This is a genomic window from Roseburia hominis (assembly GCA_040702975.1).
Classification (GTDB): Bacteria; Bacillota; Clostridia; order Lachnospirales; family Lachnospiraceae; genus Allocoprococcus; species Allocoprococcus hominis_A.
This window is the reverse complement of sequence record CP159990.1, coordinates 253,479-275,220: the sequence shown is the minus strand read 5'-3', so window position 1 is coordinate 275,220 and position 21,742 is coordinate 253,479. Positions and strand designations below refer to the sequence as shown.

The window sequence follows — 21,742 nt, the reverse complement described above, 5'->3', positions numbered from 1 at the left end:
ACCCGTCCTCGCCGGAAGGCAGGAAAAGGGCGCGCTTGCCCCCTTTTCTGCTGTACAGGATAATCCGAGAACCTTATGTCAAGCGACTTTCGCGGCATAACGGGGCCCCTGCCCCATTATTCCACGGTTCACCTGACAACAGTTCCGCTCCGTTTATGCAGTTCCCGATTTTTGGAGATTCAGGATTGTCTGCTGACCGAGGAAGATAAGGAGTTGCCATTTTCCCGGCATATTGTCCGCGCCTTTCAGCATATCCACTTCGTTAAGTACATGATAGTTGTTGTGCTTGTGAGGACGGAGAAAGTTATAATAAGCAACCCATAAAGCCAGGTCATAGTTGGCGCCGTCGATGTTGTCAAATCCGTTTGTTTTCCGGTAGGATGCTTTGTATGTGCGGTTGAGCCGCTCGATCATCTGTTTGAATGGCCGGAACTCTTTGGAAACAGCATCGTCGTTGGTAAGTCCAATCACCTGAGTGATGTTGAATTTAAAAGCATCACCGAATTCATGGAAGAACTGCTGTGCTGCTAAGGGATAGGCACTGTAACCATCAGCAATAAAACGGAAGTTTTTGGGAAGTTCTTTTAAGTGTCGGAAGGCCATGCGCATCGCCATGATGCAGGGGCCGACACCACGGTTATCAGACACCCGGTAGCCGATAATGGAACGTTTGGCGGCGTCCATGATGAACCAGATATAGGTCTTGATCCCGCGGATTTTGATGTAGGTCTCATCAGCGGTAAAGGTATCACCGGTATCATAATCGTAGTTGTCTACAAAAGGTTTGATACAGATGGCGGCTGTCTTGCAGTAGTTGGCGATCTGTTGGTGGGAGATCTGGATGTTATACAGGTCTTTGAGAGCCTGGGAGGTCTTTCTGAGGGAAAGGCTGAGGTTCACGTGAAGTGTCAGGCACAAGGACATGACATGAGAATCAAACTTGCTGAATTTCAGGGAAGAGGCGTTTTTCGGAAGGGAATTTAAGTCCATCTTAAAGAAATCTATCGTAAACTCACGGTAGATATAATGGAGCTTATATTCGTTCTTGCCATAATCTTTTTCGAGATGAGCTTTATCAACTTTCTTCAGGTTATGGAGATAGTAGGGGCACTTCGGGTTCACACATTTGTGAATGATAAAGTGTTTTCGGTCTTTCTTGTGAACCAGAGCATTGCTGCAGTGAGGACAACGCAGAGTATACTGCTTTGAAAAGCGGTTCTCATCGGGAGAAAACTTAGTATCGCAGACCTTGCATTTGATTTGCCCTTTCTTACCGTTATTACGGTAGAGAAAAGGCTGTGGGGCATTACAGGCCGGACACTTGCATTCTTCGGAGATATCGCATACCTTACGGCGTGCAACAGGCCTGATCATTTTGTGATATCTGTGTTCAAAGTAAGGGATCAGGAGCTGCCAGTCCCATTCATCCTGTCGGTAGCCGATGCGGGGGAGTTCGTCTGTTTTGAACTTCTGGTATTTAGGAGAGTGGGAATCATCAAAAGCCCATTGTTTGAGAGGAATATATTTGCAGATAAAGTTAATTAACCAGCAGTTTTGTTGGTAAAGATATTGAATTACAGAGAGTAGGTATTGTATAATGTCCATGAGCATTGGCTCCTTTCGTGAGTGTTGTTTTGGTCGATGACATTATACACGAAAAAGGGAGGTCAATGCTCTTTTTATTGCAGATTTCCCTAAAAATCAAGGTTTTTATAAGATTTTGGAACAAAAAAACAGGTAGTTTTTGACACTACCAAAAATCAGTAGGAGGAAAAAAAATGAAATTGAAAAAATTTGTAGGAATTGCGTTGGCAGCAGTGCTTGCCCTGTCACTTGCGGGCTGCTCCATAGACGGAGAGGGAGGAAGCTCTGATAAAAAGGGAGAGTCAAAAGAAGGTAATGGAAGTATCGGATTTTCCGTGTCGACTCTGAATAACCCGTTCTTCGTGACCTTGAGCGAGGGAGCTGAGGCGAAGGCAAAAGAAGTGGGAGTTGATATGACGGTCGTAGATGCAGGAGACGATGCTGCAAAGCAGGCAAGCGATATTGAGGATCTGATTTCAAAGAATATCAGCGTATTGATCGTAAATCCGGTTGATTCTGATGCGGTAGCTCCGGCGGTCAAGGATGCGATTGCAAAAGGAATTAAAGTAATCTCCGTTGACCGTGTGGTAAACGGCGTCGATGTGGATTGTGCGATTGCATCTGACAATGTGGAAGGTGCGAAGATGGCTACGGAATATTTGGTAAGCCTTATTGGAGAGGGCGCTAAAACAGCGGAACTGGAAGGCGTTTCCGGAGCGAGCGCTACGATTGACCGTGGGGAAGGCTTCCACCAGGTGGCAGATGCGAAGCTGGATGTAGTATCAAAGCAGACAGCAAACTTTAATCGTTCCGAGGGTATGAGCGTTATGGAAAATATGCTTCAGTCCAATCCGGATATCCAGGGCGTATTCGCTCATAATGATGAGATGGCACTGGGAGCCGTGGAAGCGATTGGAAATAAAGATATCGTAGTTGTTGGTTTTGACGCGACAGACGATGCACTTGCAGCGATCAAAGCGGGAAAAATGGCAGCAACAGTTGCTCAGAAGCCTGATCTTATGGGTGCAACAGCCGTTGAGACCGCAGTGAAATTGATTGCAGGTGAGACTGTGGAAAAAGTAATGCCGGTTGAGGTTGAATTGGTTACAAAATAGTAAATAAATCTAATCTGCCGGAATAATCGCGAAAAAGGAGTTTCGCTCAAACAAGCCGTTTTCTGATTGAAAATGCTGGTCAGCGAAGCTCCTTTTCTGTTGCCAAATACTTACATATAATCTTTGATACACACCGTTTTCCCCAGAACTTCTCTCATGGCATACATCGTCATATCGGGGCGGACCGAGGCGCTCCATTTTACCAGAGTCATACATAGGTTTTCAATCTCGATTCCGGTGATGCTCCCTGGATGAATACAACAGCCCGTGTTGCAGTAGGGAGACCCTGGCGTGCCGATCATCGGGTGATGCGTATGGCCTGCGATCAGAATGTTTCCATTTTCAGTCGCCCAGCGAGTCAGGATCTCCTCGGAACGCTTTTTGCGGCGATTGTTCTTTGCGGCGCTGGTAGGGTCAGGGATTCCCAGTTTTTCAAGAGGCCGCCAGACATAGCGCACCAGGAACCGGGAAAGCTGCCAGAAGGTGCTGTTTAACGGATCTGCCTGGTGACCGTGGAGGAGGTAGAGTTTGGGAGCCCCGGTTCCGGCGGATATGGAGCTGTTTCTTTCCGAATCCGGCAGTTCTGTGCTTAAAATGATTCCGGCATGAAAGGTAATGCCCGGGAAAAGAGGGCGTTCGCAAAGATTTCGTTCGCAGTAATAGGTGCGTAAATTCTTTTCACGGAAATGAAAATCTTTCTTGACCATATCGTGGTTTCCGTATAGGAGATACAAGCGGCCTTCTTCATAATATCTGGCAAGCGCGTCAAAGCTGCGCCTGTGCATTTCTTTGATTTTCCGAATTGAACGATTTTCCCACAATTCATCTCCGTCTCCCAGTTCAATATAGGTGAATCCCCGACGAAAATAAAAATCCAGAGCGGCAGTGTATAAGGTTTCGTTTTTCAAAAAATTGTCGTTGGCGTTTCCGATCCCCCGATGACAGTCGCTGAGCAGAATATACCTGGAGGACGCCGCAAGCGGGAGGACGGGCGCATGCTCGAAGGCTTTGGAAATACGTGTGGAACTGCTCATAGCCTTCCCCTTTCTCCGGAAAAATTCCGGCATTTTGGCCGGCTCTTTTTTACGCATTTATTCTTATAGAAGTATAAGATGCGGCGGAAAACAGATGGAAGAAAATAGTATAAATATAGGAGCCGGTCCGAGGTACAGGTAAAGGGACGTGTGAAATGGCAGTAAAGCCGGACGAGAAATTTGTCCATGCATTTTGCGAGGAGGCGCCGGAATGGAAAGTGGGATACATTTTGGGAAGAATGAGGAGTGACAAAAGTAAAAGAAATGGATAAGTTTCTAATACATAAATCATATTTCTCATATCCCTTGCTTAGCAGCGCTTCGATGAAGTTTTTCAACATAGTGGAAGAAGGGAAGGTGAGTGTAATTCGGAGACGGAGATCTTCGGGTACGGTATATTTTCCCACACAAAATCCGGTCAGCCACCAGTGAATTCGATTTATGGAAAACAGGCAGCAGTTATTGTGGAATAATTCCATGGAAAGCGGCAGCATTTCTTCATCTTTCACACTGTGAAAATGTGCCGTCTTGTATTGCGATGGGCGGAGGACCTCGTCCGCGGCATAGATACCGATCTCCGCTCCGCAGCTCAGTCCGTACTGGCCTTTCCAGAATTCGATCAGCCAGGTTCTCCCGTCGTAGTCAAAATAGATGGGTTCACAGTCGAGAACCATATTAAAATGTGGCGCGCTTTGATCAAACAATGACTGGTAGCCGAAGGCTCTCTGCCATGCATCTACCTGCGAGGTCATAATATCCGGGCAGGGAAGGTAGGAAAATCCGAACGGTTTGGCCAGATTATCCAGCAGGTATATTTTTTGGCACGGATCCATTTCGCAGATTTTGCGTATGATTTGATGCCGTTTATAGTGAAATAGTACAAGGAACAGGATACAGATCAGAAAAATAGAACTACCTAGTATATACATTTTACATATCCTTTTGGTGTTTTACTTTAATATATGATATCAGGGTCAAAAGGTTATGTATGACATGCTCGCATGTCAATACATGATTTTGGAACCTGCAAAATGCCTTTTGACCCCAACACCTAATATATGATAGTTTATCAGAAAGGTCAGCATTTTTATCTGTCTTGTCATATGTAAATATATATGATATACTGGGTGTCAAAAGAAAGTCCGGGATAGCGGCAAGAAGCAGCGATTTCCCGGTGTGAAAGGTGAAAGTTATGACATTGACAGAAGAGATAAAGAAATTAAAAGAAGAGAAGGATGCGGTGATACTGGCGCATTATTACGTAAATCCGGAAGTACAGGAAATTGCCGATTATATTGGCGATTCCTTTTATTTGAGCAAGGTCGCGGTGGGACTTAAGGAGCAGACCATCGTGTTTTGCGGCGTTTCCTTTATGGGCGAGAGCGCCAAGGTTTTAAATCCGGGCAAGACGGTGCTGATGCCGGACGCAGAGGCGGACTGTCCGATGGCGCATATGGCAGATCCGCAGGTGATTCGGGCGATGCGGGAGAAATATGAGGATCTGGCGGTAGTATGTTACATCAATTCGACTGCAGAGCTGAAGGAATGTTCTGATGTGTGCGTAACTTCGGCAAATGCAGTTCAGATCGTGAAAGCACTGCCAAATCAGAACATTTTCTTTATTCCGGATCGGAATCTGGCACATTATATTGCAGAGCTTACGCCGGAAAAGAATTTTGTATTTAACGAGGGATACTGTCCGACTCATGAGAGAATGCAGGTGCAGGAGATTTTAAAGGCAAAAGAAGAGCACCCGCAGGCGGAGGTGCTTTCTCACCCGGAGTGTCCGAAGGGGGTCCTGGAGCTTTCCGATTACATAGGAAGTACGTCCGGAATCATCAAATATGCGACGGAAAGTGATTGCATGGAGTTTATTATTTGTACGGAGGAGGGCGTGGCGTATAAGCTGGGCCAGAATAATCCGGAGAAGCAGTTTTATTTTACGGAGACAGTTCCAATCTGTCCGGATATGAAGAAAATCACACTGGAGAAGATTCTTCACGTGTTGAAGACCGGAGAAAATGAAGTGCATGTGACCGAGCAGCTCCGAGAGAATTCCAGGAAGCCTCTTGAGAGAATGTTAGAGCTTGCGAGATAAGCATGGAGGAGGAAGTAATGGATATTAGGGCAGATGTTGTAATCGTCGGAACAGGAGTAGGCGGTCTGTTTTCTGCGCTGAATCTCCCCCGGGAGAAAAAGATCGTGATGATCACCAAGTCTGATTTGGAGAGCAGCGATTCCTTCCTGGCACAAGGAGGAATCTGTGTGCTTCGTGACGAGGAGGATTATGACGGATATTTTGAGGACACGATGCGGGCGGGGCATTATGAGAACAGAAAAGAATCTGTGGATATTATGATTCGAAGCTCCCGCGAGATTATAAATGATCTGGTCGGATATGGGGTTGAATTTGCGAAGGAGAATGGAGAATTTGCGTATACCCGTGAAGGTGCGCACTCCAGGCCGAGGATTCTTTTTCATGAGGATATCACGGGAAAAGAGATTACCAGTAAGCTGCTGGCACAGGTAAAGAAATTAAATAATGTCGAAATGCATGAATATACAACTATGACAGATATCATAGAGGTGGATGGTGCCTGTGCAGGAATCCTTGCAAAAACGCAGGAGGGAGACGAGGTCAGGATTTTGGCGGATCATACGATCCTGGCGAGTGGAGGAATCGGAGGCAGATACCGGCATTCCACCAATTTCCCACATCTGACAGGAGATGCACTGGATATTTCAAAGAAGCATGGAATACGGCTGGAGCATCTGGATTATGTGCAGATTCACCCAACGACGCTTTACTCCGAAAAACCCGGACGGAGATTTCTGATTTCTGAGTCGGTGCGCGGGGAAGGGGCAGTCCTTTATAATAAGAAGAAAGAACGATTTGTGGACGAATTGCTCCCGCGGGATGTGGTGACGGAGGCAATCCGCAAAGAGATGGAAAGAGAAGGGACAGATTATGTGTGGCTGTCCATGGAAGCAATTTCTAAAGAAACGATTTTGAATCATTTTCCCAATATTTATCGGCATTGCCTGGAAGAAGGGTATGATGTGACGAAGGAATGTATCCCGGTGGTTCCGGCGCAGCATTATTTTATGGGCGGTATTTGGGTCGATTCAGACAGCAGGACCTCCATGGAGCGTCTGTATGCGGTGGGCGAGACGAGCTGTAACGGCGTGCATGGGGCGAACCGTTTGGCGAGCAATTCTCTGCTGGAAAGCCTGGTATTTGCAAAGCGGGCGGCGAGGAAGATTGCAAAATAATTTCATTTATATAACAAAGGAGCAGGTAGACGATTATGAATAAGATTACGATGACATTGCAGGCAGATCATTTGATTCTTGAGGCACTTAAAGAGGATATTTCCAGTGAAGATGTTACAACGAATTCTGTCATGAAAGAAGCGGTGGAGGGTGAGGTTCAGCTCATCTGTAAACAGGATGGAATCATTGCGGGTCTTGAAGTGTTCAAACGGGTATTTGAACTGTTGGACAGCCAGGTTCAGGCGGAATTTTATTGTCAGGACGGCGATGGGGTGAAGAAAGGGGAGCTGATGGGCGTTGTGAGAGGTGATATCAGGGTGCTTCTTTCCGGCGAGCGGGTTGCGCTGAATTATCTGCAGAGAATGAGCGGGATCGCGACCTATACGCATCAGGTGGCGTCGCTTCTTGCAGGCAGCGGGACGAAACTTCTGGATACCAGAAAAACAACGCCGAATATGCGTATTTTTGAGAAGTATGCGGTTCGTGTAGGCGGCGGCTATAACCATAGATATAATCTGTCCGATGGGGTGCTTTTGAAGGATAATCATATCGGAGCTGCCGGAAGTGTGAAGAAGGCGGTGGAGATGGCCAGGGAGTATGCGCCGTTTGTCCGAAAAATCGAGGTGGAAGTCGAGAACCTTGATATGGTAAGGGAGGCCGTTGAGGCGGGGGCAGATATTATCATGCTGGATAATATGTCTCCGGAAGAGATGCGCGAGGCGATCAGGATTATTGACGGGCGTGTCGAGACGGAGTGTTCCGGAAATGTGACGAAGGAAAATATTGAGCGGCTTGTGTCGCTGGGCGTGGACTATATCTCCAGTGGTGCGCTGACGCATTCGGCGCCAATTCTGGATATTTCGCTCAAGAATCTGCATGCGGTGTAGTTGGGATCGGGTTTGTGAAGCGGAAAATATAGAGATATCCGCTGGTGAAAGATGGATTTTTCGGGGTCTGCCTGGTGAAATTTTCTTCATTTGGCTGTCTTAGGTATGAAAAAGGAGGTGCTGCGCAAAATGGTTTGCGCGTACCTCCTGACTTATTTCCGCGAGCAATGAGCCGGAAAAACAGGCTTGCTGGGGGATTGACTTGGTATAATACAGCAGTAAGACATGCAAAACAGCATATATCATGGGCTGCTGTACAATATTTGGAAAATGAAGATTCTACAGACTGCCTAAGGTCTGAACGGCTGTCTTGGGAACAATAATCTCGCAGTGTTCCTCGAGAAATGCCAGATTCGCTCCGGTACTCGGTTCGGAAGATCCGTATTCGGAGAGCATGTTGCAGATCCGGTTAAAATCTGCGGAGGTATGTTCAGACTGTGAAAGTGCCAGAATGTACATATCTTCCATGTCATCCTTATATAAAGTATTTGCGCCGTCATACATTCCATAAAGCAGTGCGGATGCCTGGATCGCACCGTCCAGTGTGGTAAACGAGAACAGGCGGATTGCCGGAGCAGCGGGGGCATGTTCTTTGGCATGCTCTTTTGCCGCAGCTGGTTTTGCTTCCTGTTTCGTTTTCGCAGTGTCCGGCTTCTCCGGCAATGCGGAGATGGCATCTTTCATATGTCTGAGGAGATCTAAGAATTCATCGGCTCCTTCTAATTTTTTCAGGCGTTCCAGCATGGAGGCTTTGCGTTTATCCACATCGCCTGCGGGTGAGGGGGAGAACTTGGAAAATCTGGTGTCCAGTTCGTCCGGGTCTTCCACCTTTGTAATAATAAGCACGATGGAATCGGAAGAGGCTGGAATGGCTTCAATCATCAGCGGGATATCCTCTGCTTCGAATCCAAATTCGTATGCGGCCTGTTGCATCATATCCTGGAAAAGTGATCTTGCTTTTTCTGTTCCGTATGCCAGCTCGCTGAGCTTTAATTCGCGTTCTGCCAGGTCGGCGCCTGTCAGCGTGCAGCGTATCTGGTTGTCATTGATCTTCTCTATCTTCATGTCTTATCACTTCCTATCGCATTATAATCCAGAACACTGATGTAAAATATCAGTGAAACCAGTAACTCAATACTAGTATAAACAAAAAATAAAAGGATGTAAACAAAATAAAAAAAATACTTGCAATAAATACAAAGTTTTTTATAATGGCTTTACAAGAAAATAGATGGCCTTTTGGCCGTTCCTATTTCAAATTGAGGAATCGTCTTTGCCGAAGGATGTTTCAGGAATCTTTCTTCAGGCATACATTACCAAAGTGGGATGCAGCTCGCACACTGGCAGATCATTTTGGAATCGGTCGAATCAGACAATTTATCAGCAGAACCTGTGTATTATGGAATCAGAAGCCCCTGTGTCCCGGCTATTTTCTTGCCGTCGGGAAAAGTATGGGAGTAAGAGTATATCACAAACGCAAACTTATGGCAGCTTTTTGCCGTAAAATGGGATGTTGGGGCCAAAGGGGGAATTATGGGAACAGACAAGGGTTATCAGGAATTGTTTGCGGAGCTGACCAGATACGAGAATTCAGGTATTCGTATGCAGATTGATGGCATGCCTGCCAGTCCGATGCAGATTGTATCGGCACATATGCTGCGCGAGGACAGCGGGTATATGCGGGATTACATCATGGATGAGAAAGGCGTAGTCGAGGAATTGGATTTTTACCGGGTAGGACGCCGGGAAGATTCAGAAGAATAATGTGCAGGACGGCCCCTCGTCTAAGACAAAAATTAAGTTTTGAAATTGTGTAATGTGTTGTTTGTGAAATAGGGCAAAATATGTTATACTTATTCTAATTATGACATTATTCCTGACTGCTGGGGAGAATATATTTTTTAGTAATGTTTTACAGCAGAAAACAGGCAACAGGAGGTGCGGTGTGGACGAAAGAAGACGTGCATCGGAGGAACGGGGAAACTCAGGTGAGAATACAGAAAGATCAGTCAGATCACGTAAAGGCAGAACAGAGGAAGATGCCGTAAGGAGAACATCGGGCGATAGAACCGGTGAGAGGAAGCGGACGGCGGGAAAGCGGCCTTTGGATACGCCGATGAGAGCGGAAGGAAGTACAGACAGGAGCCGTATTTCCCGGGAGAAAGCGGCAGACGGCGCAGGGCGGACAGCAAGAAACAGACGACCTGCGGGAAGCACAGGCAGTGTGTCGGCGGGGGCGGGCCGTGAGCGTAGCTCTGACGCAGGAAGAATGTCAGGCGAGCGGGTGCCAAAAAGAAAAGCATCTGAAGCGCGCAGTACAGGGACAGGCCGTCAGGCGGAAGCGGGGCGCAGTTTATCCGGAGAGCGTCAGGTACGCAGCCCCAGAGATATACAGTCAGACCGCAAAGCGGGGAACAGCCGCAGCGGTGCCAGGGAGCAGGCGGCCAGGGCGGCTGCTTATGGAGGTGTACCGGTGAAAAAGCCAAAGAAAAAGAATAAAGTCCTCAGAGTGATTCTGACAACATTTATTCTGTTTTTTGCAATCGCCGGATTGCTTGGAGGCGCCTTTTATTGGACGAAGTACGGCCCTTCAAAGGAAAAATATGATTTGAACACTTATTTTGAGATTACGTCCGATAAACAGCTGGGAGTGACGGTGGATAACCAGGTGATCGGTGCCCAGGGGCTGATGGAGGAAGAACGGGCATACGTCTCTTATGAGGCGGTCCGGGATTATCTGAATGACCGGTTCTACTGGGACCCGAATGAGAATCTTCTGCTTTACACGCTGCCGACGGAGATGGTCCGTGTGGACGTGGGAAGTAAAGAATACACGATTTCAAAGGAAACCAAGAGTGAAGACTATGTAATTTTAAAGACAGATGGCAGCACGGCATATATTGCACTGGATTTCGTGCAGCAGTATACAGATCTGGAGTATACGGTTCATGATAAAGAGGGAACGCCGAGGCTGATGATCGTGACCGATTGGGGTGATGTGACGACGGCTGTGGTCAAACGTGACACGCAGGTGCGCTATCGGGGCGGAGTGAAGAGCCCGGTACTTGCAGAGCTTGAAAAAGGCGATAAGGTCACGGTGATTGAAGATGTCAGTGATTGGAAGGAAGTCCGCACAGAGGACGGATTGATCGGATATGTGAAGAAGACGGCGCTCAGGAAAGAAAAGACGGAGCAGATCCAGTCTTCACGTGAATTCACGGAGCCGGAGTTTACCAGTATTCACAAGGATTACAAGATCAATCTTGCGTGGCATCAGGTGACGAGTCAGGCCGCTAATTCTACGGTACTGGAGACCATAGCAAAGACCAAGGGTCTGACGACGATTTCCCCGACCTGGTTCAGTGTGGCAGATAACGCCGGAAATATTACTTCGATCGCAAGCTCAGATTACGTGAATTATGCACATCAGTCCGGTATAGAAGTGTGGGCGCTTGTGGACAACTTCGGAAGTGAGGTAGATCAGATGGAGCTGCTCAGCCACACGACGGCGAGAGAGAATCTGGTCAATCAGTTGATTTCTGCAGCACTTCAGAGCGGGATTGACGGAATTAATGTGGATTTTGAGCAGATACCGGCGGCGGCAGGCGAGCATTACATTCAGTTTATCCGGGAACTTTCTGTAAAATGCAGATTGAATAACCTTGTGCTTTCTGTGGATAACTATGTGCCGAAGGGATATAATGAACATTATCATAAGAAGGAACAGGGAATTGTAGCGGATTATGTGATCATTATGGGATATGATGAACATTTTGGCGGCTCTTTGGAAGCGGGTTCTGTTGCGTCTTACAATTATGTAAAGGAAGGGATTGAAGAGAGCCTTAAGGATGTTCCTGCCGAGAAGCTGATCAATGGTGTTCCGTTCTATACCCGTCTGTGGAAGGAGGTTCCCAAGACAGAGGAAGAACTGGCAGAGCAGGAGGGAACCGAAGAAGGGAATTACCTGACAAATGTTACCAGCGAAGCTCTGGGAATGGAGGCTGCGAGCAAAACGTGTCAGCAGTGCCGGCGCGACCGCTGAGTGGGATGATGTGACGAAGCAGAACTATGCGGAGTGGTCAGATGTAAATGGAGCCGTCTATAAGATCTGGCTGGAGGACGCATCTTCTCTGGAGGCGAAGCTGGGACTGATGAAGGATTACCAGCTTGCTGGAACCGCCGCATGGAAATTGGGATTTGAGACTTCGGATATTTGGGAATTGATTATCAAATATGTGAATTAACCGGTGTATATTGGAAAGTCCTTTCTGCATATATTTTAATAAAATGTATGCAGGGAGGGCTTTTTTTGCAGTTTGTTTTAACGAAACTGAAGTGGGTGGCAGCGCTTGCCTGTCTGCTTTTGATCATTTACGGAAGTTATACATTGAGCCGCTATGTGGTATCTGAGAAAGTGGAGGAAGGGGAGATAGAGGTGGTAATCGATTCGGGGCACGGAGGGGATGATCCCGGAAAGATCGGCGTCAATGAGGCTTTGGAAAAAGATATCAACCTTGCGATTGCCCTGAAGGTGGAAAAGATGTTGAAAAAAGAGGGGATATCCGTTCTGATGACTCGCAGGGAGGATACGGGACTGGAGCCGGAGGGAAGCCGGAATAAAAAGGTGGAGGATATGAAAGCAAGGGTAAAGCTTATTAACGATACGGCGCCGCGCCTTGCCGTCAGCATACATCAGAACAGCTACCCGAGCGGAGATATCAAAGGCGCGCAGGTGTTTTATTTTACACACTCTACTGAGGGAAAAGAGGTGGCGGAAATACTTCAAAATTCGCTGGAGGTTCTGGATACCGAGAATCACCGGAAGGCGAAGGCCAACGATACATATTATCTTTTGAAGAGGACGGAGGTACCCACGGTAATCGTAGAATGTGGGTTCTTAAGTAACTGGGAAGAGGCGCAGAGATTGACAGACGAGACATATCAGGAGCAGGTGGCAGAGGCAGTGTGCACCGGAATTATGGAATGCCTGGGAAAAGGAGGCAAAGAAAAGGGTAAGAAAGATAAGCAGTAGAGAGGCAAATGCGGAAAATAAATTTGCCATAGATATCAGATAATGCTATAATTATCGGTATGGAAACGATAATCAGAAAAATTGACAGGACGAATATAAATAAAGATTTCATAGAAGAAGCGGGAACTATTTTAAAACAGGGCGGACTGGTGGCATTTCCGACGGAGACAGTCTACGGACTCGGGGCAAATGCGCTGAATGAAGAGGCAGCGAAAAAGACCTATGCTGCAAAGGGACGTCCTTCCGATAACCCGCTGATCGTTCATATTGCGAGAACCTCTGATCTGGAAGAGATCGTCGAAGAGATTCCGCCTCAGGCGTTCGGGCTTGCAGAGGTGTTCTGGCCGGGACCGCTGACTATGATTTTCCGCAAAAGTGCCTGCGTACCTTACGGGACGACGGGAGGACTGGATACGGTTGCAGTCCGTATGCCGGACGATGAGATCGCAAGGGAACTGATCCTGGCGGGGGGAGGGTATATTTCCGCACCCAGTGCCAATACTTCCGGGCGGCCAAGCCCTACAGCGGCACAGCATGTGGAGGAAGATCTAGAGGGCAAGATTGAGATGATTCTGGACGGCGGAAGCGTAGAGATTGGAGTAGAATCTACAATCGTGGATATGACGGTGACCCCACCGATGATCTTAAGGCCGGGAGCGGTCACAAAAGAGATGCTGGAGGAGATCGTCGGAGAGGTGGCGGTTGATATAACGCTGCTATCCGAGGACAGTACACAGGCACCGAAAGCCCCGGGCATGAAATACCGTCATTATGCGCCGAAAGCGGAGATGATTCTGGTAGAAGGAGAGCCCAGGGAAGCGGTCAAGGCGATAAAACAGATCGCCTATGAGCAGGTGCGTATGGGCGAAAAGGTCGGGATCATCGCGACGAATGAGTCTGTCGGATCCTATACTGCGGGCGTGGTAAAAAGCATTGGATCCCGTGAGAATGAACGCACGGTGGCGCGGAGTCTGTACCGGGTTCTGCGTGAGTTTGATGAGGAAAATGTAAGATATATTTATAGTGAGGTCTTTCCGGAGGTGGGGATCGGGACTGCGGTCATGAACCGTCTTGGAAAGGCTGCGGGACATAAGACGATTCGCGCGGAGGCCATCACCTGCCTTCAGAAGTATCATCGGATCGTATTTGTCAGCAACAGTGATAATTGCCGTGCGCCGATTGCAGCTGCGTTGATGGAGAGGCAGCCGCTTTTGCAGGAGTTCCAGATCACGTCAAGGGGAATGGTGGTGCTGTTTCCCGAACCGTTGAGCCCGCGGGCGGAGGAATTGCTGGCGAGCCGGCAGATCGTACTGGAAGGTTATGAGGCAGTCGCCTTTTCAGATGATATTCTGAACGAGGATACGCTGGTGCTTACCATGGAGCAGGCACAGAAGCAGAAGATTCTTGGTGAGTATCCAAAGTTTAAAGAAGTCTATACACTGGGAGAATTTACCGGCAGCGGGGACGAGGTGCCACAGGTCTACGGACAGCCCCAGGAGGAATATGATCGTATGTTCATGTTAATAGAGGAGAATGTCAGGAAACTGGCGGACCAGCTGAATGAGGAAGCAAAGTGCAAATATAGAGTGTATACAGAATAGGAGAAAAGGATATGAGTGGCAAAAGAAACGATTATATTTCCTGGGATGAATATTTTATGGGGGTTGCGATGCTCTCGGGCAGACGGTCGAAGGACCCGAATACCCAGGTGGGCTGTTGTATTGTAAGTGCGGATAATAAGATTTTGTCCATGGGGTATAATGGCCTGCCAAGAGGCTGTTCGGATGACGAATTTCCGTGGGAGCGGGAAGGCGAGCCGCTGGAGACGAAATATGTGTATACCGTGCACAGCGAACTGAATGCTATTTTAAATTACAGCGGGGGAAGTCTGGAAGGGGCGAAGCTCTATGTGTCGCTGTTCCCGTGTAACGAATGTGCGAAGGCGATTATTCAAAGTGGAATCAAAGAAGTGATTTATGACAGCGATAAATATGCGGATACGACTTCGGTCATGGCGTCGAAACGGATGTTTGACTGCGCCGGGGTGCGTTATCACAATTATCACCGGACGGGACGGAAGATCGAGATTGAGTTATAAGGAAAGGTGTAAAGTGTGAAGATGATGCTGCTTTCTTAATGGGGGCAGCATTTTTTGATGTCAGGCATACCTGAGTGAACGTCCAGTGGACGTTCATCTTGGTTGCAAAATATATCTGAAAAAGAGTGCAGAGAATATTTTTAAGAGTCAAGAATACTTAAGAGAACAGCCGGTAGATATTCTCCTGGTCGTCAAGACCGTCTGAAATGAAGGTCTGCTGACTTTCTCCTGATACAAGGTATATTTCTTCGGATATCTGTATATATTTGAGTAAGGACAAAGGGGTTGCAGACAGATATGGAGGAAGCGGGAATGGAGAAAAAGACACCGTTTATTGTGAATTTTGTCATACGAGCAATTTTGGGTATGGCAGTCATATTCTTTGTAAATCAATACCTGGACTTTAGAAACATTCCTGTTTCTGTTGGCCTTAATCTGATTTCGTTTTTGACAACCGGAACATTGGGAATTCCCGGGGTCTGCATGCTTTACGGGATTATGTTTTATCAATTTATGTAAGTGTTTCACAAAACCAATTTACCTGAAAAAAACCTATGGACATTTAAAAAATTCAAGTCTATAATACACCCTACAAGAAATAAATAACGAGGGTCACTAATCAAAATCAATTTTTTTGCAGCACCTGTCGTCAGGGGCAGGGCTGTATCGAAGGAATGTGACGACATTCCTCCAGATGCCGGATCGGCATAAACTATTCAAAGAAACCAGTAGAAAAAGAGAGAGAACGGATGACATTTCCGTCAGAAAGGAGTTTGGGTGAAGAATTAACAGAGAAATTATTATTTGTGACAAAGAAGAAGATTATATGAAACGTTTGTCGGAGGTCCTGCTTCTGAAAAAAGAAGTGGCAGCAGGGGTGCGAGCCTGCTCATCACTTTCGATGCTGGAGAGGCTGCTGGAAATAGGGAAAAATCAGGTTCTGTTGATCAGCGAGGAATTTCCATATGATGAAAGAAAGCAGGTATTTGAAGGCAGACGGATCATACTAACGGAAAGTCATTGCCGGGATTTGGGAGTCGAGGAAGAGGAACTTCCCAAATACCAATCGGTTGATGTACTTGCTGCAGGAATTATGCAGGCATTTCAGAAAGATTCACGGCTGTACGGCCGGCCAGGCGGCAGGAGAAGGCAAATCATCGCAGTCTATTCCCCGATACATAGGATCGGGAAAACAACATTTTCACTGAAGCTGGGCAAGGCGTTGGCGGAAAAAGAGAATGTACTGTATTTGAATCTGGAGACTTATGCCGGAATAGGCGGGTTTTTCAAAGAGGAGGACGAGCAGGACCTATCCCACCTTTTGTATTATGTGAAGCAGGATGACGGGAATATCAGTATCCGGCTTTCTTCCATCGTGAAACAGATTGGGAATTTGGATTATATTCCGCCGATGAAAGTGTGGACAGACTTGCAGGCGGTAGCGATTGAGGACTGGGAGCTGCTTTTTGGATGGCTTATGAAGGAAAGTATCTACGATGCGATTCTGGTCGACCTGGGAAATGCGGTCGTATCGGTTTTTGAGATTTTAAAGAGATGTGACAGAATTCTATTTCCCAGTGCAGAGGATGTCTATGCGAAAGCCAAGATCAGCCAGTACCGTTATATGCAGAAGGTGCTGGGATATCAGGAACTGGAGGGCAGAACTCTTTATGTAGATATGGAAAAAACGCTGCGTCAGGCTGTTCGGGAAACATTGGAACGAATAGACGGCAGAGCCGGAAAGGAGCGAAAGAATGCTTCGCGCAGAACAACTTCATGAGCAGATACTGGCAAGAATGGATATGTCTCATGAGATGAAGGATGAGGAACTTCTGAATCTGATTCATCAGCTATTAGAGGAAAAATCCAGAGAGGAATTCATACCGCTTAAGGAAAAAGCAGCTTTGGGAAAAGAATTATTCAACTCGTTTCGTAAATTAGATATTTTACAGGAACTAATTGAAGATGAGACGATCACCGAGATTATGATTAACGGGACAAGCTGTATTTTTATTGAAAAGGGTGGAAGGATCTACCAGTCTGACAAGAGGTTTTTAAGTCGGGGAAAGCTGGAGGATGTGGTGCAGCAGATGGTCGCGGATTGTAACCGAATCGTAAATGAGGCCTCGCCAATCGTGGATGCAAGGCTGGCAGATGGTTCTCGTGTGAATGTGGTTCTTCCTCCTGTAGCCATAGATGGACCGATTGTTACGATCAGAAAGTTTCCGCCGGGCAGGATTACTTTAAAGACGCTGATACAGCTTCAGGCGATCAGCCGGGAAGCTGCAGATTATCTGGTGCGGCTGGTGCAGGCAGGGTACAACATCTTTATAAGCGGAGGAACGGGCTCCGGAAAGACTACGTTTTTAAATGCATTGTCAGACTATATTCCCAAAGAGGAAAGGGTCATTACGATTGAAGATAATGCGGAACTTCAGATCAGAACGCTGCCTAATCTGGTCAGGCTGGAGGCGCGCAATGCGAATGTGGAAGGGATAGGGGAGATTTCTATTCGCGACTTGATTCGCACGGCCCTGCGAATGAGACCAGATAGAATTATCGTGGGCGAGGTCCGGGGAAAGGAAGCCATCGATATGCTGCAAGCCTTCAACACAGGTCATGACGGCTCTCTGTGCACCGGACACAGCAACAGTCCGAGGGATATGTTAAGCCGACTGGAGACGATGGTGCTGATGGGAATGGATCTTCCGCTTCCGGCGATTCAGAGGCAGATTGCGTCGGGAATAGACATTATGGTACATATCGGAAGACTCAGGGATAAGAGCAGGAAGATACTGGAGATTATGGAGGTACTGGGATATGAAGAAGGAGAAATCCAGCTTAAAACGTTGTTTTCCTTTCAGGAAGCGAAGGAGACGAAAGATGGCAGAATCAAAGGTACATGGGTGAAATGTGCAGAGCTTACACACCGGGAAAAGCTACTGGCAGCAGGAAATCACAAGGCGGGAATATAGCCTGGCAGCGGTAAAGGGCGCAGCGGTGGTGGTAGGCATTACCTTCCTGTTTTACGGTGATATCCGGTGGCTGATTCTTCCGGCTCCGCTGGGGGTACTGTATTATCGAAGATGTGTCGCACAGTGTGTACGTAAAAAACGGCAGGATTTTGAGAAGCAGTTTCGGGACGCGCTTGAATCGTTGTCTGCGGAGCTGAATATAGGCTACTCCATGGAGAACGCGGTAAAGGAAGTGCTGAATGATCTGCGGGTCATGTATTCCGAGCAATCCCTGATCTGCAGGGAGTTCACGTATATGGTTCGGCAGCTTAATCTGAATGTGACAGCGGAACAGGCCTGGCGGGATCTGGAAAAGAGGGTGTGTCTGCCGGAAGTATCCGGGTTTGTTACCATTTTCATTCAGGCAAAACGAAGCGGCGGGGACAGTATCATGATTATTCGGAATGCAGTAAAGCAGATGACGGACAAGGCCGACGTTAAACGGGAGATCGAGACCGTGATTGCGGCAAAGAAATTGGAATTTCAGGTCATGTCGGTGATCCCTTTTGGAATTATTGGGTATATGCGTTTTAGTTTTCCGGAGTTTATGGGACTGCTTTACGGTAACCTGTTTGGAGTCTGTTTTATGAGTATTTGTCTAGGTCTTTATCTGGCAGCCTGGAAACTGGGAAGCCGGATTGTAGATATTCAGGTGTGACAGGTTGTGCCTAAGCAGGGAAGCATTCGATAGAAACCATAGGAGGCAGTGTATGTGGATATGCGCGGGCGTGTACTTGCTGCTTACAGCAGTATATGTAGCAGAGCGAAGAAAGAAGAAGATCTTTAGCTGGGGCGATGGACTCGGCAGAAAGATTTTTGGAATCATGGTCAGTATCTGCACTTTGGCTCTGATTCTGGAGGTTTCTCAAAGGCTGGAGGCCGGGGAAGGAGTTCGGAAGCTTCAGCGGAACGGGTACGGGGAAGGACAAAAGGAAGAATCGCTGAAGCTGCAAATTGAAGGAGAAAAAGAAAAGGAAGTCACGCTTCAGATTTCTCCCAGAGAATACAGTCACAAAGAGGTGCAGGCTCTATTCCGGCAGGCAATAAAAAGGCTGGATGATGTGGTGCTGGGGGAGAATGAATCGGCAGACTGTGTGGAGGAAGATTTAAGTCTGCCGGCAGAGTTGGAAGGATTTCCGTTCACGATTATCTGGGGACTGAGCCGGTATGATGTGATGGATATGACAGGGCATATTGATCAGGAGGCAGTGAAAGAAGCACAAAGGGCGGCTGCAGATGAGCAACAGGGAATTCTGGTAACAGTGACCGGGATTTTAAGATACAAGGAAGAGGAAGCGGCATACAACATGGATGTCCGGATTTTCGCAAAAAAAGAGAAAAAAAAGGGAATGATCGGACAGGTGATGGATGCAGTAGGAAAGCTGGAGGAAGAGTCAAGAGAAGCAGCCTTCATAGAGCTTCCCCAGGAGCTGGAAGGCCGGAAAGTGACCTGGCACCGCCCGGTTTCTCCAATTGCCTTGCCACTGATCTTTCTGGGAATCATAGGCAGTATCCTTCTGATCTGCCTGAAACGGCAGGAGGAGCAAAAGCGCAGAAAGGAGAGAAGAGAACAGATGCTTCTGGATTATCCTGAGATTGTAAGCCAGATCACGATGCTCATGGGAGCAGGACTTACGGTGAAAAATGCCTGGAAAAAGGTGACCGGAGATTACAGCGAGCAAAAAGCGGGTACAGGAAGAGAGCGGGCAGCGTATGAAGAGATGCTTTATACGTTGACGGAAATGCAGAGCGGCATTCCGGAAAGCGAGTGCTATGAACGTTTTGCAAGGCGGTGCGAGGCAGCACCGTATATGAAGCTGGGAGCTTTGTTATCCCAGAATCTGAGGAAGGGTGCGAAGGGGACGGCAAAACTATTGATTATGGAAGCGATTCAAGCGATGGAAGAACAGAAAAGCCGGGCACGGCGTTTGGGAGAAGAGGCCGGAACAAAGCTGTTATTGCCCATGCTCCTCATGTTGATCATCGTGCTGACCATTGTTATCGTACCTGCGTTTCTTTCCGCATCTTTGTAGAAATGTCAGATATAAGGTAGTCAGGAGGTGAGAGGATGCGCAAATTAAGGAATTTTATGTACCGGATTAAGTTTCGGGTAGGAGAGACGCTTGCAGAAGAGCGGGGAATATCAACAGTGGAGTTGATTTTGGTGCTGGTCGTTATTATCGGTCTGGTAATTATATTTAAGTCACAGCTTACCAGTCTGGTAGAGTCTATTTTCTCTAAGATTACAAGCGAGAGTGCCGGTATCTAGTTTATAACAGAGATTGGGAGTAGAGAGATGAAAAAAATGGTAATGGGTGAAATAACTGTTTTTTTGAGCCTTGTTTTTCTTCTACTTTTAGGACTTGTGGGGGCAGTGCTGGAAAGCGCGTCCATTCAGGTGCTGAAGAATGAGAAGAGGGCAGATGCAGGCAGGGCGACCGAGTCCATATTTGCAGAATATCAAAGAGATTTGCTTGAGGAATATGGAATCTTCGGACTGGAAGGCAGTTATGAGACCGGGGATATGTCCGAATCTAATATTTTAAACCGACTGTCTCTGTATGGAGCAGAAAATATGGAGAAGGACATAGAAAGAATCAAGTATTTGACAGATGAGAATGGACGGGAATTCTACAGGCAGGCGGTTCAGTTTGAGAGGACAAGGACCGGGGCTTCGGTATTGGATGAATTTACAGGGAAGCTATCTGTGTGGAAGGAGCAGGACCAACAGGCGGAAGAATACGGGAAAGAAAATGACAGGACTAGTCGGGAACTGGATCATCTGCTGGAGCAGGAAGAAAGCGGGCTTCCCGCGGAGAACAACCCTCTGGAACAGATATCTGATTTAAAGACGGGCTCCCTGCTTGGAATCGTGCTGCCGGACGGGTTTTCATTGTCCCAAAAGGCTGTCAGTAAGGCGCAGCTTGTATCTCATAGAGCATTAAAAAAGGGATATGGCGTGTTTGAGGAGAAAGCCGGAAATACCGGAGATACCATTTTTTTCAATCTCTATCTTCTCGATCGGTTTGGAAATGCAACGGCTCCAAAGGAAGAAAGAGCGTTGGATTATGAATTGGAATATCTGCTGGAGGGCAAAGAAAGTGATAAAGCAAACCTGGAAGCTGTGGCAAAGAAGTTGTGTTTGTTCAGAATGGCAGCAAATTATGGGTATTTACTTACCGATGCCGAGAAGCAGGCTGAAGCGGAGACATTAGCGGGCGCTCTTTGCATGCTCTTTGTATCGCCGGAGATCATTCCGGTGGTGAAGCAGGCATTACTTCTGGCTTGGGCATTTGGGGAGAGCGTGCTGGATGTGAGGACCTTGCTTGACGGGAAAAAGGTACCTTTGGTAAAGAGCAGGGAAACCTGGCAGCTGTCACTGAGCGCTTTGCTGAAATTAGGGGAAGAAGGGGCTTTACAGGATGGGAGGAATGCAGAAGGTGGATACACATATGAAACATATTTGCAGGTTTTGCTATTTTTGGAGAAGAAGGAAGTACTTACCATGCGTGCTTTGGATTTAGTGGAACAGAATCTGCGCGTGGGAAAAGGGTTTACCTGGTTTCAGGCAGACCAATGTGTAACAGCAGCCGGATTTGAGATGACCAGCTCGCTAAGAAGAGGGGTAAAATACCACTTCAAGACAGAATTCATGTATCAGTAGTGCAAAAAGGCAAAGGGGGGTGGATACAGATGCCTTTTCCA

19 protein-coding genes and 1 pseudogene are annotated in these 21,742 nt (G+C 47.3%); 16 read left to right on the top strand and 4 right to left on the bottom strand.

Annotation, left to right across the window (positions count from 1 at the left end):
• Positions 1 to 153 precede the first annotated feature (153 nt).
• Entirely contained in the window at positions 154 to 1,605 is a 1,452-nt protein-coding gene (locus tag ABXS75_01230; protein ID XCP85467.1) for a DDE-type integrase/transposase/recombinase, read from the bottom strand.
• 173 nt (positions 1,606 to 1,778) lie between these two features.
• Between ABXS75_01230 and ABXS75_01225 the strand changes: the two genes are divergently transcribed.
• Positions 1,779 to 2,699: a D-ribose ABC transporter substrate-binding protein gene (locus ABXS75_01225; protein ID XCP85466.1), complete on the top strand. Its 921-nt coding sequence runs from the start codon at positions 1,779 to 1,781 to the stop codon at positions 2,697 to 2,699.
• Positions 2,700 to 2,809: 110 nt separating this feature from the next.
• Here the strand turns inward: ABXS75_01225 and ABXS75_01220 are convergent, their stop codons facing one another.
• Entirely contained in the window at positions 2,810 to 3,733 is a 924-nt protein-coding gene (locus tag ABXS75_01220) for a metallophosphoesterase (protein ID XCP85465.1), read from the bottom strand.
• On the bottom strand, positions 3,730 to 4,662 hold the full coding sequence (locus ABXS75_01215; protein ID XCP85464.1) for a DUF4474 domain-containing protein: 933 nt from the start codon (positions 4,660 to 4,662) through the stop codon (positions 3,730 to 3,732). Before ABXS75_01215 ends, ABXS75_01220 begins: the two co-directional genes overlap by 4 nt.
• Before the next feature lie 263 nt (positions 4,663 to 4,925).
• Here ABXS75_01215 and nadA point away from each other — a divergent pair, with 263 nt between their 5' ends.
• From nadA to nadC, 3 genes are read left to right on the top strand one after another with little or no spacing between them, the layout of a single operon-like run.
• A complete protein-coding gene (nadA, locus tag ABXS75_01210) occupies positions 4,926 to 5,831 on the top strand; it encodes a quinolinate synthase NadA (GenBank protein ID XCP85463.1) in 906 nt (301 codons plus the stop codon).
• A 17-nt stretch (positions 5,832 to 5,848) separates the two neighbouring features.
• Positions 5,849 to 7,006, top strand: a complete 1,158-nt coding sequence (locus tag ABXS75_01205; protein ID XCP85462.1) for an L-aspartate oxidase — start codon at positions 5,849 to 5,851, stop codon at positions 7,004 to 7,006.
• A 35-nt stretch (positions 7,007 to 7,041) separates the two neighbouring features.
• On the top strand, positions 7,042 to 7,893 hold the full coding sequence (gene nadC / locus ABXS75_01200) for a carboxylating nicotinate-nucleotide diphosphorylase (protein XCP85461.1): 852 nt from the start codon (positions 7,042 to 7,044) through the stop codon (positions 7,891 to 7,893).
• A gap of 279 nt (positions 7,894 to 8,172) precedes the next feature.
• Here the strand turns inward: nadC and ABXS75_01195 are convergent, their stop codons facing one another.
• The gene (locus tag ABXS75_01195; GenBank protein XCP85460.1) at positions 8,173 to 8,958 is read right to left on the bottom strand and encodes an adaptor protein MecA; all 786 of its coding nucleotides are present in this window, start codon (positions 8,956 to 8,958) and stop codon (positions 8,173 to 8,175) included.
• Positions 8,959 to 9,426: 468 nt separating this feature from the next.
• On the opposite strand from ABXS75_01195, the gene ABXS75_01190 reads away from it, so the two are divergent.
• The 12 genes and pseudogenes from ABXS75_01190 to ABXS75_01135 all read left to right on the top strand — a co-directional run bounded on the left by ABXS75_01190 (position 9,427) and on the right by ABXS75_01135 (position 21,701).
• Positions 9,427 to 9,657, top strand: a complete 231-nt coding sequence (locus ABXS75_01190) for a hypothetical protein (protein ID XCP85459.1) — start codon at positions 9,427 to 9,429, stop codon at positions 9,655 to 9,657.
• 745 nt (positions 9,658 to 10,402) lie between these two features.
• Positions 10,403 to 12,137: pseudogene (locus ABXS75_01185) on the top strand (glycosyl hydrolase family 18 protein).
• Positions 12,138 to 12,202: 65 nt separating this feature from the next.
• Entirely contained in the window at positions 12,203 to 12,925 is a 723-nt protein-coding gene (locus ABXS75_01180) for an N-acetylmuramoyl-L-alanine amidase (protein XCP85458.1), read from the top strand.
• 59 nt (positions 12,926 to 12,984) lie between these two features.
• Positions 12,985 to 14,526, top strand: coding sequence for an L-threonylcarbamoyladenylate synthase (locus ABXS75_01175; GenBank protein XCP85457.1), 1,542 nt, complete (start codon positions 12,985 to 12,987; stop codon positions 14,524 to 14,526).
• 11 nt (positions 14,527 to 14,537) lie between these two features.
• Entirely contained in the window at positions 14,538 to 15,023 is a 486-nt protein-coding gene (locus ABXS75_01170; GenBank protein ID XCP85456.1) for a dCMP deaminase family protein, read from the top strand.
• A 312-nt stretch (positions 15,024 to 15,335) separates the two neighbouring features.
• The gene (locus ABXS75_01165; protein ID XCP85455.1) at positions 15,336 to 15,542 is read left to right on the top strand and encodes a pro-sigmaK processing inhibitor BofA family protein; all 207 of its coding nucleotides are present in this window, start codon (positions 15,336 to 15,338) and stop codon (positions 15,540 to 15,542) included.
• Between the two features lie 307 nt (positions 15,543 to 15,849).
• Entirely contained in the window at positions 15,850 to 16,803 is a 954-nt protein-coding gene (locus tag ABXS75_01160) for a hypothetical protein (GenBank protein XCP85454.1), read from the top strand.
• Complete coding sequence (locus tag ABXS75_01155; GenBank protein ID XCP85453.1) at positions 16,778 to 17,998, top strand: CpaF family protein; 1,221 nt, start codon at positions 16,778 to 16,780, stop codon at positions 17,996 to 17,998. The genes ABXS75_01160 and ABXS75_01155 overlap by 26 nt, the downstream gene beginning before the upstream one ends.
• Positions 17,937 to 18,695 carry a type II secretion system F family protein gene (locus ABXS75_01150; GenBank protein ID XCP85452.1) on the top strand — a complete coding sequence of 253 codons (759 nt, stop codon included), beginning with the start codon at positions 17,937 to 17,939 and terminating at the stop codon, positions 18,693 to 18,695. The genes ABXS75_01155 and ABXS75_01150 overlap by 62 nt, the downstream gene beginning before the upstream one ends.
• 52 nt (positions 18,696 to 18,747) lie before the next feature.
• Positions 18,748 to 20,070, top strand: a complete 1,323-nt coding sequence (locus tag ABXS75_01145) for a hypothetical protein (protein ID XCP85451.1) — start codon at positions 18,748 to 18,750, stop codon at positions 20,068 to 20,070.
• A gap of 56 nt (positions 20,071 to 20,126) precedes the next feature.
• On the top strand, positions 20,127 to 20,306 hold the full coding sequence (locus tag ABXS75_01140) for a Flp1 family type IVb pilin (protein ID XCP87209.1): 180 nt from the start codon (positions 20,127 to 20,129) through the stop codon (positions 20,304 to 20,306).
• A 27-nt stretch (positions 20,307 to 20,333) separates the two neighbouring features.
• Entirely contained in the window at positions 20,334 to 21,701 is a 1,368-nt protein-coding gene (locus ABXS75_01135; GenBank protein ID XCP85450.1) for a DUF5702 domain-containing protein, read from the top strand.
• Positions 21,702 to 21,742 lie beyond the last annotated feature (41 nt).

Coding starts and splice junctions, on each gene's coding strand:
- nadC (XCP85461.1), top strand. CDS start 7,042: ATGAATAAGATTACGATGACATTGCAGGCAGATCATTTGATTCTTGAG.
- ABXS75_01225 (XCP85466.1), top strand. CDS start 1,779: ATGAAATTGAAAAAATTTGTAGGAATTGCGTTGGCAGCAGTGCTTGCC.
- ABXS75_01205 (XCP85462.1), top strand. CDS start 5,849: ATGGATATTAGGGCAGATGTTGTAATCGTCGGAACAGGAGTAGGCGGT.
- ABXS75_01145 (XCP85451.1), top strand. CDS start 18,748: ATGTGGATATGCGCGGGCGTGTACTTGCTGCTTACAGCAGTATATGTA.
- nadA (XCP85463.1), top strand. CDS start 4,926: ATGACATTGACAGAAGAGATAAAGAAATTAAAAGAAGAGAAGGATGCG.
- ABXS75_01220 (XCP85465.1), bottom strand. CDS start 3,733: ATGAGCAGTTCCACACGTATTTCCAAAGCCTTCGAGCATGCGCCCGTC.
- ABXS75_01165 (XCP85455.1), top strand. CDS start 15,336: ATGGAGAAAAAGACACCGTTTATTGTGAATTTTGTCATACGAGCAATT.
- ABXS75_01160 (XCP85454.1), top strand. CDS start 15,850: ATGAAACGTTTGTCGGAGGTCCTGCTTCTGAAAAAAGAAGTGGCAGCA.
- ABXS75_01170 (XCP85456.1), top strand. CDS start 14,538: ATGAGTGGCAAAAGAAACGATTATATTTCCTGGGATGAATATTTTATG.
- ABXS75_01175 (XCP85457.1), top strand. CDS start 12,985: ATGGAAACGATAATCAGAAAAATTGACAGGACGAATATAAATAAAGAT.
- ABXS75_01215 (XCP85464.1), bottom strand. CDS start 4,662: ATGTATATACTAGGTAGTTCTATTTTTCTGATCTGTATCCTGTTCCTT.
- ABXS75_01190 (XCP85459.1), top strand. CDS start 9,427: ATGGGAACAGACAAGGGTTATCAGGAATTGTTTGCGGAGCTGACCAGA.
- ABXS75_01135 (XCP85450.1), top strand. CDS start 20,334: ATGAAAAAAATGGTAATGGGTGAAATAACTGTTTTTTTGAGCCTTGTT.
- ABXS75_01195 (XCP85460.1), bottom strand. CDS start 8,958: ATGAAGATAGAGAAGATCAATGACAACCAGATACGCTGCACGCTGACA.
- ABXS75_01155 (XCP85453.1), top strand. CDS start 16,778: ATGCTTCGCGCAGAACAACTTCATGAGCAGATACTGGCAAGAATGGAT.
- ABXS75_01230 (XCP85467.1), bottom strand. CDS start 1,605: ATGGACATTATACAATACCTACTCTCTGTAATTCAATATCTTTACCAA.
- ABXS75_01140 (XCP87209.1), top strand. CDS start 20,127: ATGTACCGGATTAAGTTTCGGGTAGGAGAGACGCTTGCAGAAGAGCGG.